This window comes from Pseudomonas sp. NPDC098747 (assembly GCF_044760045.1).
In the GTDB taxonomy this organism is placed as follows: domain Bacteria; phylum Pseudomonadota; class Gammaproteobacteria; order Pseudomonadales; family Pseudomonadaceae; genus Aquipseudomonas.
This window is the reverse complement of sequence record NZ_JBIWAL010000047.1, coordinates 1-14,579: the sequence shown is the minus strand read 5'-3', so window position 1 is coordinate 14,579 and position 14,579 is coordinate 1. Positions and strand designations below refer to the sequence as shown.

Annotated in this window: 14 protein-coding genes and 1 riboswitch; of the genes, 6 read left to right on the top strand and 8 right to left on the bottom strand. The window is 57.8% G+C overall.

Features of this window, described 5'->3' with window-relative positions; translation table 11 throughout:
* Positions 1-30: 30 nt before the first annotated feature.
* The 3 genes from ACIQVE_RS22805 to ACIQVE_RS22795 all read right to left on the bottom strand — a co-directional run bounded on the left by ACIQVE_RS22805 (position 31) and on the right by ACIQVE_RS22795 (position 3,061).
* Positions 31-1,134 carry an alkene reductase gene (locus ACIQVE_RS22805; protein WP_402812503.1) on the bottom strand — a complete coding sequence of 368 codons (1,104 nt, stop codon included), beginning with the start codon at positions 1,132-1,134 and terminating at the stop codon, positions 31-33.
* Positions 1,135-1,226: 92 nt separating this feature from the next.
* The gene (locus ACIQVE_RS22800) at positions 1,227-2,522 is read right to left on the bottom strand and encodes a cation:dicarboxylate symporter family transporter (RefSeq protein WP_402812501.1); all 1,296 of its coding nucleotides are present in this window, start codon (positions 2,520-2,522) and stop codon (positions 1,227-1,229) included.
* Between the two features lie 113 nt (positions 2,523-2,635).
* Positions 2,636-3,061 (bottom strand): VOC family protein, encoded by a 426-nt coding sequence (locus ACIQVE_RS22795; RefSeq protein WP_402812499.1) that lies wholly within the window; start codon positions 3,059-3,061, stop codon positions 2,636-2,638.
* Positions 3,062-3,217: 156 nt separating this feature from the next.
* Here ACIQVE_RS22795 and ACIQVE_RS22790 point away from each other — a divergent pair, with 156 nt between their 5' ends.
* Positions 3,218-4,096, top strand: coding sequence for a LysR substrate-binding domain-containing protein (locus ACIQVE_RS22790; RefSeq protein WP_402812496.1), 879 nt, complete (start codon positions 3,218-3,220; stop codon positions 4,094-4,096).
* Between the two features lie 67 nt (positions 4,097-4,163).
* Here the strand turns inward: ACIQVE_RS22790 and ACIQVE_RS22785 are convergent, their stop codons facing one another.
* Entirely contained in the window at positions 4,164-5,669 is a 1,506-nt protein-coding gene (locus ACIQVE_RS22785; protein WP_402812493.1) for a diguanylate cyclase domain-containing protein, read from the bottom strand.
* Between the two features lie 222 nt (positions 5,670-5,891).
* Positions 5,892-6,086, top strand: a riboswitch (cobalamin riboswitch).
* A gap of 141 nt (positions 6,087-6,227) precedes the next feature.
* On the opposite strand from ACIQVE_RS22785, the gene ACIQVE_RS22780 reads away from it, so the two are divergent.
* The 3 genes from ACIQVE_RS22780 to ACIQVE_RS22770 are packed head-to-tail and all read left to right on the top strand — an operon-like array spanning position 6,228 to position 9,042.
* Positions 6,228-7,241, top strand: a complete 1,014-nt coding sequence (locus ACIQVE_RS22780) for an ABC transporter substrate-binding protein (RefSeq protein ID WP_402812490.1) — start codon at positions 6,228-6,230, stop codon at positions 7,239-7,241.
* On the top strand, positions 7,238-8,254 hold the full coding sequence (locus tag ACIQVE_RS22775; RefSeq protein ID WP_402812487.1) for a FecCD family ABC transporter permease: 1,017 nt from the start codon (positions 7,238-7,240) through the stop codon (positions 8,252-8,254). Before ACIQVE_RS22780 ends, ACIQVE_RS22775 begins: the two co-directional genes overlap by 4 nt.
* Complete coding sequence (locus tag ACIQVE_RS22770) at positions 8,251-9,042, top strand: ABC transporter ATP-binding protein (protein ID WP_402812484.1); 792 nt, start codon at positions 8,251-8,253, stop codon at positions 9,040-9,042. Before ACIQVE_RS22775 ends, ACIQVE_RS22770 begins: the two co-directional genes overlap by 4 nt.
* Positions 9,043-9,160: 118 nt before the next feature.
* Here the strand turns inward: ACIQVE_RS22770 and ACIQVE_RS22765 are convergent, their stop codons facing one another.
* Together ACIQVE_RS22765 and ACIQVE_RS22760 are read right to left on the bottom strand one after the other, a co-directional pair.
* Complete coding sequence (locus tag ACIQVE_RS22765) at positions 9,161-10,072, bottom strand: ZIP family metal transporter (RefSeq protein ID WP_402812481.1); 912 nt, start codon at positions 10,070-10,072, stop codon at positions 9,161-9,163.
* Positions 10,073-10,089: 17 nt separating this feature from the next.
* Positions 10,090-10,239, bottom strand: a complete 150-nt coding sequence (locus ACIQVE_RS22760; RefSeq protein ID WP_402812478.1) for a hypothetical protein — start codon at positions 10,237-10,239, stop codon at positions 10,090-10,092.
* Positions 10,240-10,444: 205 nt separating this feature from the next.
* Here ACIQVE_RS22760 and ACIQVE_RS22755 point away from each other — a divergent pair, with 205 nt between their 5' ends.
* Positions 10,445-12,853, top strand: coding sequence for a glucose/quinate/shikimate family membrane-bound PQQ-dependent dehydrogenase (locus ACIQVE_RS22755; RefSeq protein WP_402812475.1), 2,409 nt, complete (start codon positions 10,445-10,447; stop codon positions 12,851-12,853).
* A gap of 176 nt (positions 12,854-13,029) precedes the next feature.
* On the opposite strand, the gene ACIQVE_RS22750 is transcribed toward ACIQVE_RS22755, so the two are convergent.
* A complete protein-coding gene (locus ACIQVE_RS22750; protein WP_402812473.1) occupies positions 13,030-13,221 on the bottom strand; it encodes a hypothetical protein in 192 nt (63 codons plus the stop codon).
* Positions 13,222-13,412: 191 nt separating this feature from the next.
* On the opposite strand from ACIQVE_RS22750, the gene ACIQVE_RS22745 reads away from it, so the two are divergent.
* Complete coding sequence (locus tag ACIQVE_RS22745; RefSeq protein ID WP_402812470.1) at positions 13,413-14,315, top strand: bestrophin family protein; 903 nt, start codon at positions 13,413-13,415, stop codon at positions 14,313-14,315.
* Between the two features lie 4 nt (positions 14,316-14,319).
* Here ACIQVE_RS22745 and ACIQVE_RS22740 read toward each other — a convergent pair.
* Positions 14,320-14,579 (bottom strand): hypothetical protein (locus ACIQVE_RS22740; RefSeq protein WP_402812467.1); only part of this gene is annotated, 260 nt, incomplete at its 5' end.

Here is a 14,579-nt window from a genome sequence, read left to right as displayed (position 1 = left end):
TGCACCGTGCCTGGTGCAGGAAGTTGCTATTCAGGCGTTAGCGGTTGGCCAATCGATGTAGCCTTTGGCGCCTCCCCCGTAGTAACTCTCGCGTGGAGCAATGGTCAGCTCGATACCGCGACGCAGGCGCTCCACGAGGTCGGGGTTGGAGATGAACAGACGACCAAACGCCACCGCGTCAATCCGACCTTGTGCCCGGCGCTCAAGCGCCATCTCCAGGTCGTAGTTGTTATTGCCAATGAATGGCCCTTCAAACTGCGCACTCAGCGCGTCCAGATCCACGCCTTCGGGTACGGTGCGAGAAGTGGCAGTAGCGCCTTCAACGAAATGCAGGTAGGCCAGATTGAACTGATTGAGCTGCTGAATCAGATAACCGTAAGTCGCCATGACGTTGCTGTCGGGAGGCGTATTACCGGCATCAGGTGTTACCGGCGAAAGTCGGATACCGACACGATCGCTGCCCCAAATAGAAACAACGGCCTCGGTGACTTCCAGCGTCAGTCGAGCGCGGTTCTCGATTGAGCCGCCGTAGCGGTCAGTGCGCTGATTGGTCGAGTCGCGCAGGAATTGATCGAGCAGATAGCTGTTGGCGGAATGGACTTCCACACCATCAAAACCGGCCCGCTTGGCATTCACTGCGGCCAGCTTGTATTGCTCGATGATTCCTGGAATCTCCGAGGTCTCCAGTGCGCGAGGCATCGATACCTCGACAAAACCTTTTTCGGTGTAAGTGCTGCCTTCAGCCTTGATTGCCGACGGCGCCACTGGTGCAGCGCCATTGGGCTGTAACTCGACACTGGAAAAACGCCCCACGTGCCACAACTGGCTGACGATTTTGCCGCCGGCCGCGTGCACGGCGTCGGTGACTTTTTTCCAACCGGCGACCTGCTCTTGCGACCAGATTCCCGGCGTCATGGCATAGCCACGACCCTGAGCAGAAATGTTCGTCGCTTCGGCGATGATCAAACCTGCACTGGCGCGCTGAGCGTAATAAGTCGCGTGCATTTCATTCGGTACACCGTCGTCAGCCATACGACTGCGTGTCACGGGCGCCATGACAATTCGATTAGCCAAGTGCAGTGCGCCCATATGCATTGGCGAAAAAAGGTCGGTGTCAAAAGCGTTATCAGTCATAAAATCTCCAGACATTAGACCGGTCGTCTAGTAAATCAGTAAAAAAAAAGCGCCCCTATGCCAGCAGGCGCTTACTCGTGATCAGTGCCGTTTCAAATGCGGCCGTTTGCCTCATGCGCCAATCGCGAACGGCTATCCGTTACTGCCGGGCGAGCCCCTGAAGGCTCCAGGGCAACCCTCTCCCACTTGGCAATCACCAACGGTGCGATGGCATTACCCAATACGTTCAGCGTGGTGGTGCCGCTGTCGATAATTCTGAAAATGCCCGCGATCAACGCCACGCCCTCCAATGGCAGTCCGGCAGACGCCAATGTCGCGGACAAAATGATGATGGCAAATCCCGGCACACCGGCTGCCCCCTTCGAAGTCAACACCATCGTCACCACCAGCATTATCTGCTGAGACAGCGACAGGTCGATGCCATAGAGCTGCGCCACGAAGATTGTCGCCACCCCGAGGAAAATCGATGCACCATCCAGATTGAACGCATAACCCACCGGCACCACGAAACTGACGATCCGACGCGGTACACCGTAACTCTCCAGCTTGGTCATCAATTGCGGCATGACGGCGGCTGATGCGGCACTTGAAAACGCCAGAATCAACTCATTGCGGAAGTAGCGGATCAACTTGAAAATGTTTTCGCCAATCAAGTAACAGATACCGCCGAGTACCACCAATGCGAAGACAATCAGCGCCAGATAGACCACCCCGATCAACTTGAGCAAGGGCAACAGCGAGGCAAAACCAAAGGTCGCGACCGTGGCACCGATCATGCCGAAAACACCAATCGGCGCGTAGGCCATGACGATGGAAACAACCTTGAACATCGCATCCGAAATACTCTGGACAACCGCGATGGCAGGCGCACTTTTTTCTCTGGGCAGCGCATTCAATGCCAGCCCGAACAAAACGGCGAAAAACAACACTGACAGCAGCTTTGCTTCCGACATCGCGACCAGTACGTTGTCCGGCACGATGTTCTGCAAAATGACCAACGCCCCTTTTGACGGCTCCATGGTGATCGCTGCTGTACCGTGCGTAATACCGGAAATATCGGTACCTGTGCCCGGCTCGAAGATGTTTGCGAAACACAAGCCCATCACAATGGCCAAAGCGGTAATCGCAAAAAAATACCCCAGCGACTTTATACCCATACGGCCAAATGACTTGTTATCGCCACCGCCTGCAATACCCAAAATCATGCAACAAAAGACGATCGGAACAACGACCATCTTCATCATCTTGATAAAGATGTCACCGAGCGGTTTAAGGATCTCCGTGCTAACCCATGTTTGATACTGCGGGTGAGTATTGAAATACCAACCGACAAGCACGCCAAGCAATAGCCCGGCAACGATTTGCCACACCAAGGGAATACGTTTCATGTCTAGCCTTCTTGTTGGAATGAAAGGTCTGCCTCTATTGGCAGTTGCTAGAGTCATGAGCTTCCAGCTCACTTGAGATCAAATGGCACAACGCTGTTGTGCCATCAGTGTTGTCACTTGGCGAAAAGCTGGCTCATATCCTTGAAAGCCTTGAATTCAAGTGCGTTACCGCACGGATCAAACAGGAACATGGTGGCTTGCTCGCCAACCTGCCCCTTAAAGCGAATGTAAGGTTCGATCACGAACTCGGTACCAAACGACTTCAGGCGCTCGGCCAAGGCTTCCCATTGCTCCCAGCCCAAAATGATGCCGAAGTGAGGAACCGGAACGTCGTGACCGTCGACCGGGTTGCTATGGACGCTTTCCTGAGAAGCGGTTTTTGGATGCTCGTGAATCACCAGTTGGTGACCATAGAAATCGAAATCAACCCACTGGGTGCTGGACCGCCCTTCTTCAAGACCAAAGACCTCACCGTAAAAGGTGCGCGCTGAAGCCAGGTTGTAAACAGGGATTGCGAGGTGGAATGGCGAGAGGCTCATCAGAACTCCAGTAATATTTTTTGTTGGTTGGCGAACATTCCCACCGTCATTGGCTCTCTGGGTTCAGCCGTTGCCGGGGATGGGAAACATCCTAGGACGGAAAACAAAACATAAAAATCAATATATATTTCTTAGAAACACAATTAATATTTGTTAATGATCAAAGAACTCAAGACGCTCATCGCTGTGGCACGCGAAGGCACATTCGCCGCTGCCGGCAACAAGATCGGCCTCACGCAGGCCGCCGTAAGCGCGCAGATGCAACGCCTGGAAGCTGAGCTAGGTTTCGAAATTTTCGACAGGAAAGGCCGCACAGCCCATCTCAACAAGATGGGCCACCAGATACTTCTGCAAGCGCAGGAGTTGCTCAGGCTTTACGAGAATCTGGGCTCCACGACGGCGGGACAACCGGCAAGCGTGCTGGTCAACATTGGCGCAATTGCGTCCGTGCAGCGCTCCTGTTTGCCAGACGCGCTCGCCGAGTTTCACCAGCAATGTCCACAGTGCCGCACGCGTGTCATCCCGGGTCTGTCGATGGAATTGGTGAACCTGGTCGACGCGGGCGAGATCGACATGGCCGCCATCATTCGCCCGCCCTTCTCGCTCCAGAGTGACCTGCGCTGGACGACGCTGGCGCTTGAGCCCTACCGTCTGATCGTGCCACGCGAAGTCGAGGGAGAGGACTGGTCGGAGCTGCTTTGCAGCCAGCCATTCATTCGCTATGACCGATCATCCTTCGGCGGCCGGCAAGTCGACCGCTTTCTGCGACAAATGCATTTCACCCTGCACGAAGTCTGCGAACTGGATGAACTGGAGGCCATCATCAAACTGGTCGAAAACGGCGTTGGGGTTGCGTTGGTACCGCAGACAACACCCACTCCGCAATGGCCGGCAGGCGTTCGAGCAATCGATCTCGGCCCACATACCTTTCACCGCGATATCGGGCTCGTACATCGTTCTCGCCGAAGCTTTACCGAACCGGTGCGGATACTGGCTGAGCTGATCAGTGATCAATTCAACGGTGGCTTAACGTGACGGTGACCAGCGTTTACCAAGGATCCCGGGCGATTATCTGGAGTCTTTGATCGGCCTTGAATGCATATTACGACCCACCCCTCACATACTGATTTCGACCCTTTGCCTTGGCGTTGTACAGCGCCTGATCGGCCACCTCGATCAACCCTTGCAGGTGATCCAGTTCCAAAGCCGTGGCGGTAGCAATCCCGATGCTGACACTGACGCGGCCCAGCGGGCTGGCGTTGTGGGGGATGTTTACTTGCTGCAAACGGTCGATGATCAGTTGCGCCACTACGGCGGCTCCGTCGCTGTCGGTGTCTGGCATGATGACGCCCATCTCTTCACCTCCATACCGTGCCACCAAGTCCGAAGGCCGCCGCACACACTCCTCCAGAATTTTGCCAACGGTTTGCAGACAGGCGTCTCCGGCTACATGACCGAGTGAGTCGTTGAACAGCTTGAAGTGGTCGATATCGATCATCAGCAATGCCAACGTCGTACCGTTACGTCGTGCGCGCCGTGCTTCCATGGCGAGGCTCTTATCAAAACAGCGTCGATTGGCCAGACCGGTCAGGGCGTCTTTCATCGCCAGCAACTCAAGTTGCCGATTGGTTGAGAGCAACTGCTGCTGAGTTCCTCGCAACTGATCTTCTGCCCTGGTGCGCCGACGGATATCCAGAATCAGGAACCAGCCGATGAGGCCCGTGAGACCCAGCAGCCCAGTCACCACCACCGCCGACAACAATGCCTCCGTTCGCCATGCAGCAAGGGCCTCGCGCTTGCCGAGTGCCACAGTCGTTATCAGTGGCAACCGGTCACTCTTGCGGAAGGCGTAGAGCCGCTCCACGCCATCCAGGCTGGATGTAAACGACGCAGTGCCGACTGATCGATCGACCAGATACTTGGCATAGATGGGTGATTTGGAAAAGTTGCGGCCCATGTCCTGCTCGCGGAATGGATAGCGAACCAGCAACGTCCCATCGGTGTAGGACAAGCCGATGGCGCCCTCCTGCCCCACGTCGATTTTTCCGAACAACCGAAGAAAGTTTTCGACGCCCAAGGTGACCGCCACCACCCCGGCAAACTCACCGCCAGCATCATTGAAGCGGCGGCTGACGGTGATCACCCACTCTTGGTTGGTGCGGCTCTGGATGGGCGGACCGATAAAGGTTTCACGGGAGGGATCATCGCGATGATGTATGAAATAGGCCCGATCGCTGCTGTTTGCCCCGGCCGGAATCGGTCGATTGGAGGACATCAGCCAGCGTCCCTGATTATCGTAGATGGTGATACCACTGAGCTGTGGCATCAACGGTTCCTGGCGGTTGATCAATGCACTCAGTCGCTGAATCTGTGCCGGCCCACTGCCTTCGGTTTCCAGGCGTTCGACAAGCCCGAGTAACAGCAGCGAGCTTTGGCGGACGGTCCCTTCGGAGTAGGTAGAAAGCGCCTGGGTCAGGTTCAAGCCATGGACATCCACCTCCTCCAGTGCTCGATCTCGCGAGGCCAATACTTTCCAGACAGTCAGTGACGCCAGGGAGCAACCGATGACCAGCAGCAAAAGCACAACCAGGTGGGAATCACGCTTCACGTTACTACCTTAAGGAAAGTCCGGTTTTCCGTTCCAGCGTCTATTGGGTCAGGGCAATAGCTGGAGCCATGCATCCTCTTCTTGAACAAGGATACAAGCAGTGGTGAATCGTTGCAGCAACTCAATAGGAGGGAGGAAAAGGCACATTCGCCACCGCCCCTTCGACTGACGCCGCCCCATGCTTGAAACAAGCACGCCCGTTCGCCTCAACCGCCACGATCGGCTACCATGCCGCCCGCCGGTTTCCAATTGGGATTAATAGGGAATCCGTGATGCGCCCAACGCATCAAACGGAACTGCCCCCGCAACTGTAGATGCTGAGCCTGCTTCTGAACTGCCACTGGGATTGCTCCCGGGAAGGCTGGAGCAGGCGATGACGCATCAGTCAGGAGACCTGCCGGCCAAGCAACAATCACTAACCGGCGGGGTGTCCGGGAAGGACATCTTTGTGCGCGTCACTTCGGTGATCGACCTTGCACTGCTTATCCGGCAGCGTTCGAGATGTGTTTCCAGACCCTACACCCTGGCTCCGTGTACGGTTCAAATGGAGATTGCATCATGCTGTTGCCTCGTTTTGTCGCCCTCGTCGCTGGCCTGGGTCTTGGCGCCCTCGCCCATGCAGCACCGACGCAGTATCCCCTGACAATTGAAAACTGCGGCAGCACGCTGACCTTCGCGCAGGCCCCTGCCCGTGCGGTGTCGATCGGCCAGGCCGGCACGGAGATGCTTTTCGCGCTCGGGCTGGGTGACAAATTGGTCGGGACTTCGGTGTGGTTCAACGACGTGCTGCCTCAGTACAAGGCGCAAAACGACAAGATCGAACGCTTGGCCGATAACGAACCGAGTTTCGAGTCGGTGATCGCCAAACGCCCGCAGCTAGTGGCTGTCGAACTGGAATGGATGGTCGGGCCACAAGGCGCCGTCGGCACCCGCGAGCAGTTTCACGAACTGAAGATTCCGACCTATTTGATGCCCTCTGACTGCGAGGCCAAGGACAATCTGGTCGGCGCCGACGGCACCCGTCTTGCGCCGTTTCGCATCGACAGCATCTATAAAAGCATCACCCAGTTCGGTGAGATTTTTGATGTTCAGCCGCGTGCTCAACAGCTGAACGCAGACCTCAAGGCCAGCCTCGCCAAGTCAATTGCGATGGCGCACAACAAGAACCTGAAAGACACCAGCGCACTGGTCTGGTTTTCCAGTGCCAGTCTGGATATCGACCCGTACGTCGCCGGGCACAAGGGTGTTCCAGACTTCATGCTCGACACGCTGGGCGTGCGCAACGTGGTGGAGTCGGATGAAGAATGGCCAACCGTCGGATGGGAAACCATCGCCAAAGCCAACCCGACATTCCTGATCATCGCGCGCATGGATCGCCGGCGCTTCCCGGCTGACGACTATCTGAAGAAGCTGGAATTCCTGCGCAGCGATCCCGTGACCCGCAACATGGACGCCGTGAAAAACAACCGCATCATCATTCTCGACGCCATGGCCATGCAGGCGAGCATGAGGACGTTCGACGGCATCGCAGCGCTGGCCACCGCTATCAACGGTTACGACCTGTCCAAATGACCACGACGTTGATACGCACCGTGCTTGCACTGGCGTTTCTGCTTTTAGCGGTGATTGCTGGTGTGGCCATTGGTGAGACAACCATTGATCCCATCGTGGTGTTCCAGGTGCTGGCCAACAAATTGTGGGCGGCCGGGTATGTACTCGATCCCATCGATGAGGGCATCGTCTGGAACTATCGCCTGACGCGCGCGCTGGTGGCTGCTGCTTGCGGCGCTGGCCTGGCGACTTGCGGGGTGATTCTGCAATCGCTGTTGCGCAACCCGTTGGCCGATCCGTATTTGCTGGGCATTTCCGCTGGTGCATCGACGGGCGCGGTGATGGTTGCGTTGCTGGGCTTCGGCGCGGGGGCGATTTCCATGTCCGTCGGTGCGTTTGGCGGCGCCGTTGTGGCTTTCGCCGTGGTGGTTTTGCTTGGCCGTGCCAGCGGTTCACCCGGCAACACCGGGCAAATCATCCTGGCGGGCATCGCCGGCTCGCAGCTGTTCAATGCGCTCACGGCGTTTCTGATTACCAAGTCGGCCAGCTCCGAACAAGCACGCGGCATTATGTTCTGGATGCTCGGCAATCTCAGTGGCGTACGCTGGCCATCGGTATGGCTGGCGGTGCCGGTTGCGCTCATCGGCCTCGTTGTGTGCCTGTGGCATCGTCGTGCGCTGGATGCTTTTACCTTCGGCGTCGACTCGGCAGCTTCGCTCGGGATTCCGGTGCGTCGCGTGCAGTTGCTGTTGATCAGTTGCGCCGCATTGGTGACGGCTGTGATGGTCTCGATTGTCGGTTCTATCGGTTTCGTTGGATTGGTCATTCCCCACGCCGTCAGGCTTTTGCTCGGCACCCGCCATACGCGTCTGCTGCCAGCGAGTGCATTGGGCGGCGCGGTGTTTCTGATTGGTGCTGATGTGCTGTCGCGGACGCTGATCAAAGGCCAGGTGATTCCGGTCGGTGTGATCACCGCGTTGGTCGGTGCGCCGGTGTTCGCGCTGATCCTGATCGGCCGGAGGAATGCCCGATGAATGCCATCGCGCCTGTCGTCGGCGAATCTGTGCTGAGTTGTTCTGGCCTCGGCTTTGATATCCGTGATGCACGGTTGCTGCACGAGATTGATCTGGACATCCGTCGCGGCGAGACCCTGGGCCTCGTTGGGCCCAACGGCTCTGGCAAATCCACGCTGCTCAAACTGCTGTCCGGCGTACGCGCGCCGAGTCGCGGCGATATTCATCTCCACGGCCAACGCCTGAAGACGCTGTCGCGCCGAACCATTGCGCAAACGCTGGCCGTGGTCGAGCAACAGGCGGACACCCTCGACGCGATCAGCGTGTTTGATGCCGTGGCGCTGGGTCGAACGCCATGGCTGTCAGCCCTCAGTCCATGGTCGACCGGGGACGACTGCATCGTTGATCAAGCATTGCGTGATGTTGATGCGGCGCATCTGCGTACTCGCTCTTGGCGCAGCCTTTCCGGCGGCGAGCGGCAACGCGCGCACATCGCTCGCGCCCTCGCCCAACGTCCGCAAATTCTGCTGCTGGATGAACCCACCAATCACCTGGATATCCAGCATCAACTGGCCATTTTGAATGTGGTTCAAGCGTTGCCTGTCACGACAGTGATTGCCCTGCACGACCTCAATCAGGCACTGACCTGCGATCGCTTGGCCGTGCTGGAAAAGGGCCGACTCGTCGCCCTTGGCAAACCACTCGAAGTGCTGAGCCCGCAGCGCCTGCTCGATACGTTTGGGGTCCACGCCCATTACCTGACTGACCCTTTTGATGGTGCGCAGATCCTGCGATTGCGCTCTTCCTGATGGGTTAGTTCTAAATCCGGCAGACGTCGATAACCTCGGCGAGCGCTGACCGGGTCAAAGCTTCGATGTCGTCTGGGTACGCGGCCCCCATAGTGAGTTCAAACCGGTCGACGAACGACTAACCCAGCGCCGTGTCGAGAAACATCATCACGCCGAACCCGAGCATCAGCCCAAGCGTCGCCGGGGTTTCGTGGCCGTTGCGGTGCGTTTCCGGAATGACCTCGTGGGACACGACAAAAATCATCGCGCCGGCGGCAAGCCCCAGTGCAATCGGATAACCGAGGGCAAAGCTGCTGGAAATACCCAGGCCGACGACTGCGCCCAGTGGCTCCATCAAGCCGGATGCGATGGCGATCATTGCGGCGCGCAGCGCTGAAATTCCGGTCACCCGTAAGGCCAGAGCCACCGCCAGACCTTCGGGAATGTCCTGGATTGCAATAGCTGTCGTCAGGGGCAAACCGACTTGCATATCGCCATTGGCGAAACTGACGCCGATGGCCATGCCTTCCGGCAGGTTGTGCAAGGTAATCGCCAGGACGAACAACCAGACCCGATTGATACGCTCGACTTCAGGGCCGCGTCGACCGCTCTCGGCATGTTCGTGGGGGACGAATCGGTCGAGCCCGATCATCAGGGCGACACCCAGGCCCAGCCCGAGCACGACGATGCCGGCAGCCAGCAACGGGTTGCCGCTAAGCTCACGAGCGGCTTCGATACCGGGAAGAATCAATGAAAACGAGCTGGCGGCGAGCATCATGCCGGCGGCGAAGCCGAGCATGATGTCCTGCGTGCGGGCGGCGATGTCGCGCAGCGCAATGGCCGCCACGGCGCCCAGCGCGGTTGCACCAAATCCGGAAAGTCCTCCCAAAACGGCGAGTTGCAAGTTAGCGCGGTTGGCATTCGCCAAGGCACCGTAGCCACTGACCAGCAACAGCACCGCAACGCCTGCCAGTACCAGCCAGAACGCCACCCCCATCCAGCGCCGGTTTGACGCTTGGGTCGGCTTTGCAGACGAAACAGGTTGTGACATTACTCCTCCTGGTTTTTTCAAGGTTGGAACAGCGCACGCACTCGCGGGAAGCGGCCATTTTTATCAAAAGTGCGCCTTCCCTGCACATCTGCGCTTGGATCGGCACCAGCGATACGGAGTCCACAATGATCTGAAACGGTGCCTAAAGGAATAATTGCAATTTTCATGATCCCCCTGCGACGGGCGGTGTTACCCAGCAGTTTTTGCGCCTGTCGTCAGCATTTGGCCAAACGGATCAAATTCGGGGCGAGCTCTATATTTCCCAAAAAGCACCTAGTACAGAGGCGAACTACGCTTGAAGGTGAATTTGTGATTTAACTAGATAGTTACCTAACTATATACTGCGCGCTTCATTTCAACGGGGCTCTCAACGTGAAGCAAAGTCAACGCGTCTCTGGCGTATCAAAATTCATTCTGATCGGGCTGGGTGTAATCATCGCCCTGCTCGGTCTGGCGCTGGCGGCCGGGGGCGTGAAGTTGGTCGGCCTCGGTGGTTCGTGGTACTTCCTGGTCGGCGGTCTGGTGATGGCCATTGCCGGTTTGCTGATCGCGCGCTACAAGCCGGCAGGCGCCTGGTTGTTCGCAGCGTTCCTGCTCGCAACGGCTGTCTGGGCAGTCAGCGACGCGGGTCTGGTATTCTGGCCGTTGTTCTCGCGCCTGTTCATGTTCGGCGCGGTCGGCCTGGCCGTCACGTTGGTTTATCCCCTGCTGAAACGTGCAAACGGCGGCGTGCCTGGCCGTGGCGCTTATGGTGTTGCCGCTGTATTGGCGGTGGCACTGGCCGTTGCTGCCGGCAACATGTTCGTCGCCCACCCTACGGTCGCGGCAACCGGCACTGGCCCGGGCCTCACACCTGTTGAACCAGAGAAAGCGCAGAAAGACTGGGCGCACTACGGTAATACCGAAGGTGGCAGCCGCTTCGCCGCGCTCGATCAGATCAATCGCAACAACGTCGACAAATTGCAGGTCGCGTGGACCTACCACACCGGTGACGTCGCCGAGAGCGATGGCAACGGTGCCGAAGACCAGCTCACCCCCCTGCAAGTCGGCAACAAAGTGTTCATCTGCACCCCGCACAACAACCTGATCGCTCTGGATGCCGACACCGGCAAGGAAATCTGGAAAAACTCGATCAACGCACAGTCGAAAGTCTGGCAGCGTTGCCGTGGCATGGCTTACTTCGACGCCACAGCGGCAGTCGCCAAGCCTGAAAACTCGCCGGTTGCTCAAGCAGTTGCGGCCGCCCCTGCTGCCAACTGCCAGCGCCGTTTGCTGACCAACACCATCGACGCCCGCCTGATCGCTGTAGATGCCGACACCGGCGAGTTCTGCCAAGGTTTTGGCAACAACGGCCAGGTTGATCTCAAGGCAGGTCTTGGGAATGTCCCGGACAGCTACTATCAATTGTCCTCCGCACCGCTGATGGCCGGCACCACCGTAGTAGTTGGCGGTCGAGTGGCCGACAACGTGCAAACCGACATGCCGGGCGGCGTGATCCGTGGTTTCGATGTGATCACCGGCGCCATGCGCTGGGCGTTCGACCCGGGTAACCCGCTGGATCGCAACGCGCCAGCCGACGGCAGCACCTATGTGCGCAGCACGCCGAACAGCTGGGCGCCGATGTCTTACGACGCGGCGACCAACACCGTGTTCCTGCCGATGGGCAGTTCGTCCACCGACATCTACGGCGTTGAACGCAGCAAACTGGATCACACCTACGGTGCTTCGATCCTCGCGCTCGACGCCAACAGTGGTGAAGAAAAGTGGGTCTACCAGACCGTTCACAACGATCTCTGGGACTTCGACCTGCCGATGCAGCCGAGCCTGATTGACTTCACCAAGGACGGCAAAACCGTTCCGGCGCTGGTCATCGGCACCAAGGCGGGGCAGATCTACGTGCTCGATCGCGCCACCGGCAAACCGCTGACCAAGGTCGAGGAAGTGCCAGTCAAAGCGGCCAACATCCCTAACGAGCCATATTCGCCAACCCAGCCAAAATCGGTGGGTATGCCGCAGATCGGCGCTCAGCACTTGACCGAATCGGACATGTGGGGTGCAACGCCGTACGATCAGCTGTTGTGCCGGATCGATTTCAAGTCGATGCGTTATGACGGCTTGTACACCGCGCCGGGCACCGACAAATCCCTGAGCTTCCCGGGTTCGCTGGGCGGCATGAACTGGGGCAGCATCTCAACCGATCCGGTGCATGGCTTTATCTTCGTCAACGACATGCGTCTGGGTCTGTGGATTCAGATGATCCCGTCACAAAACAAGGCGCAGGCCGCTTCCGGTGGCGAATCGCTGAACACCGGGATGGGCGCCGTCCCACTCAAAGGCACGCCTTACGCGGTGAACAAAAACCGCTTCCTGTCGGTCGCCGGCATTCCTTGCCAGGCGCCGCCATTCGGCACGCTGACCGCCATCGATATGAAGACGCAGAAAATCGCCTGGCAAGTGCCGGTCGGCACTGTTGAAGACACCGGTCCGCTGGGTATTCGCATGCACCTGCCGATCAAGGTGGGTCTGCCGACTCTCGGCGGCACCCTGTCGACGCAAGGTGGCCTGATCTTTATCGCCGGTACTCAAGACTTCTACCTGCGCGCATTCAACAGCGGCAACGGTGAAGAAGTCTGGAAGGCGCGCCTGCCAGTCGGCAGCCAGGGCGGCCCGATGACTTACGTTTCGCCGAAGACCGGCAAGCAGTTCATCGTCATCACCGCCGGTGGTGCTCGTCAGTCGACCGATCGTGGTGACTACGTGATGGCTTACGCCCTGCCGTAAGCCTCTGCGAGCCACTTCATTGCACTTGTGCGCGGCACCTTCGGGTGCCGCGCCGTTTTATGCTTTGCACTGAAGATTTCATCAGGAAGATTTGCGATCTGAGTCCACGATTTGCGGGAATTGCAGGCAATAAAAACCCGGTGCAAAGCCGGGTTTCCGACGCTCGATCATCTCGCCTACGGATGCTCGCTCGACACCGAGTTATTCGCATCCACGTCGCTCATATCTTCATCGACCGCCGCCTCATCATCGCTCGGCAGCGGAATCTCGGGCTGATCGCGCCGAGGGTCATGCCCCGTTTCATTGTCCGTGGTGCGCGTGACCTCCTGTTGAGACAGGTTGCCTGGCGCATTCTCATCGATTTCCATGCTGGCTCTCCAACTGGCGCGCGGGAAGTCCGTGCTTGAAGTTGTGAAACGATCCAGCCTGCCGAGTGCCGAGTATTGGACGAATGGTGACGTTGATCACAACGTCGTCTTGGTCAGTCAGCGAACCTTTACCCCGAAAACACCGTCCGAGCTAAGGCGTTAATGCTTACTGCTCGCCTCGAGGTTTCCGTTTGAAAGCTGCCATCGTCAAAAAATACCGCCTGATCATCAAAACCATGGGCTATGTGGGCTGGTCCCTGTTCTGGCTGTTGCTTTGGGACATCGCCGTCACCGTAGACTTCATGTTGTTTCTCAATGCCAAGATCAACCTGCCGCTGATGCCCCTGACATTGCTCGGTTCGGCATTGGTGGTGTTGATCAGTTTTCGCAACAGCAGCGCCTACAACCGTTGGTGGGAGGCACGAACGCTGTGGGGCATGATGATCAACAATTCCCGCAGCTTCGCCCGGCAAGTGCTGACGCTGCTGGATGACGCAGGCGGCGAGGTGAACCCGGTCAAATCGACCCTGCTACGCCGTCATGTCGCCTATGTGAATTGCCTCGCGGCGCACTTGCAGGGCCAGCCTTGCCCGGAGGAGGTACGTGCGTTCATCCCTGCTGATGAATTCGCTCGCAGCGGCACCACCAACAACTTTGCCAACGACATCCTCACCGGTTCTGCTGCCTTGCTCGCTCGGGAATACAAAGCCGGGCGCCTGGACAGCATTCGCCTTGCGCGGCTGGAATCGACGATGGTCGATCTGTCCAACAGCCAGGGCGGAATGGAGCGGATCGCCAACACCCCACTGCCCTACCCTTATGTGTATTTCCCACGGCTGTTTATTTCGCTGTTCTGCCTGATCGTGCCAGTGGGACTGGTGGAGTCTCTGGGCTGGTACACCCCGCTCGCTTCGACCGTGGTGGGTTTCATGCTACTGGCCATCGAGCGCATCGGTACCGACCTGCAAAGCCCGTTTCGCCACAGCGAACACCAGATCCAGATGGAAGCGCTCTGCGAAACCATCGAGAAGAACCTGCAGTCGATGCAACGGGATTCTTTGGGTGATGTGCGCAGGCATGAGGAGCTCGCCTGATGATTTAGGGCCGCCCTGAAAAAGCTAGGGCGCAAAGCCCTAGCAGATAGCAGATATCACTTTTTCTTTTTTGCAGGCTTTTCAGACTTCTCTGATTTCTTGGCCTTTTCTGGCTTGCTATCAGCTTTCTTTGCAGCTTTTTTTGGCTCGGCGTCTTTTTTCTTGTCTTTGTCGCGTCCTGAATAAGGTTTACACCTTCTGGCTTTTTATCAGGAGGGCGCAATGGATACGGGCGGAAGACGCAGTCAGAGAGATTACACGCTG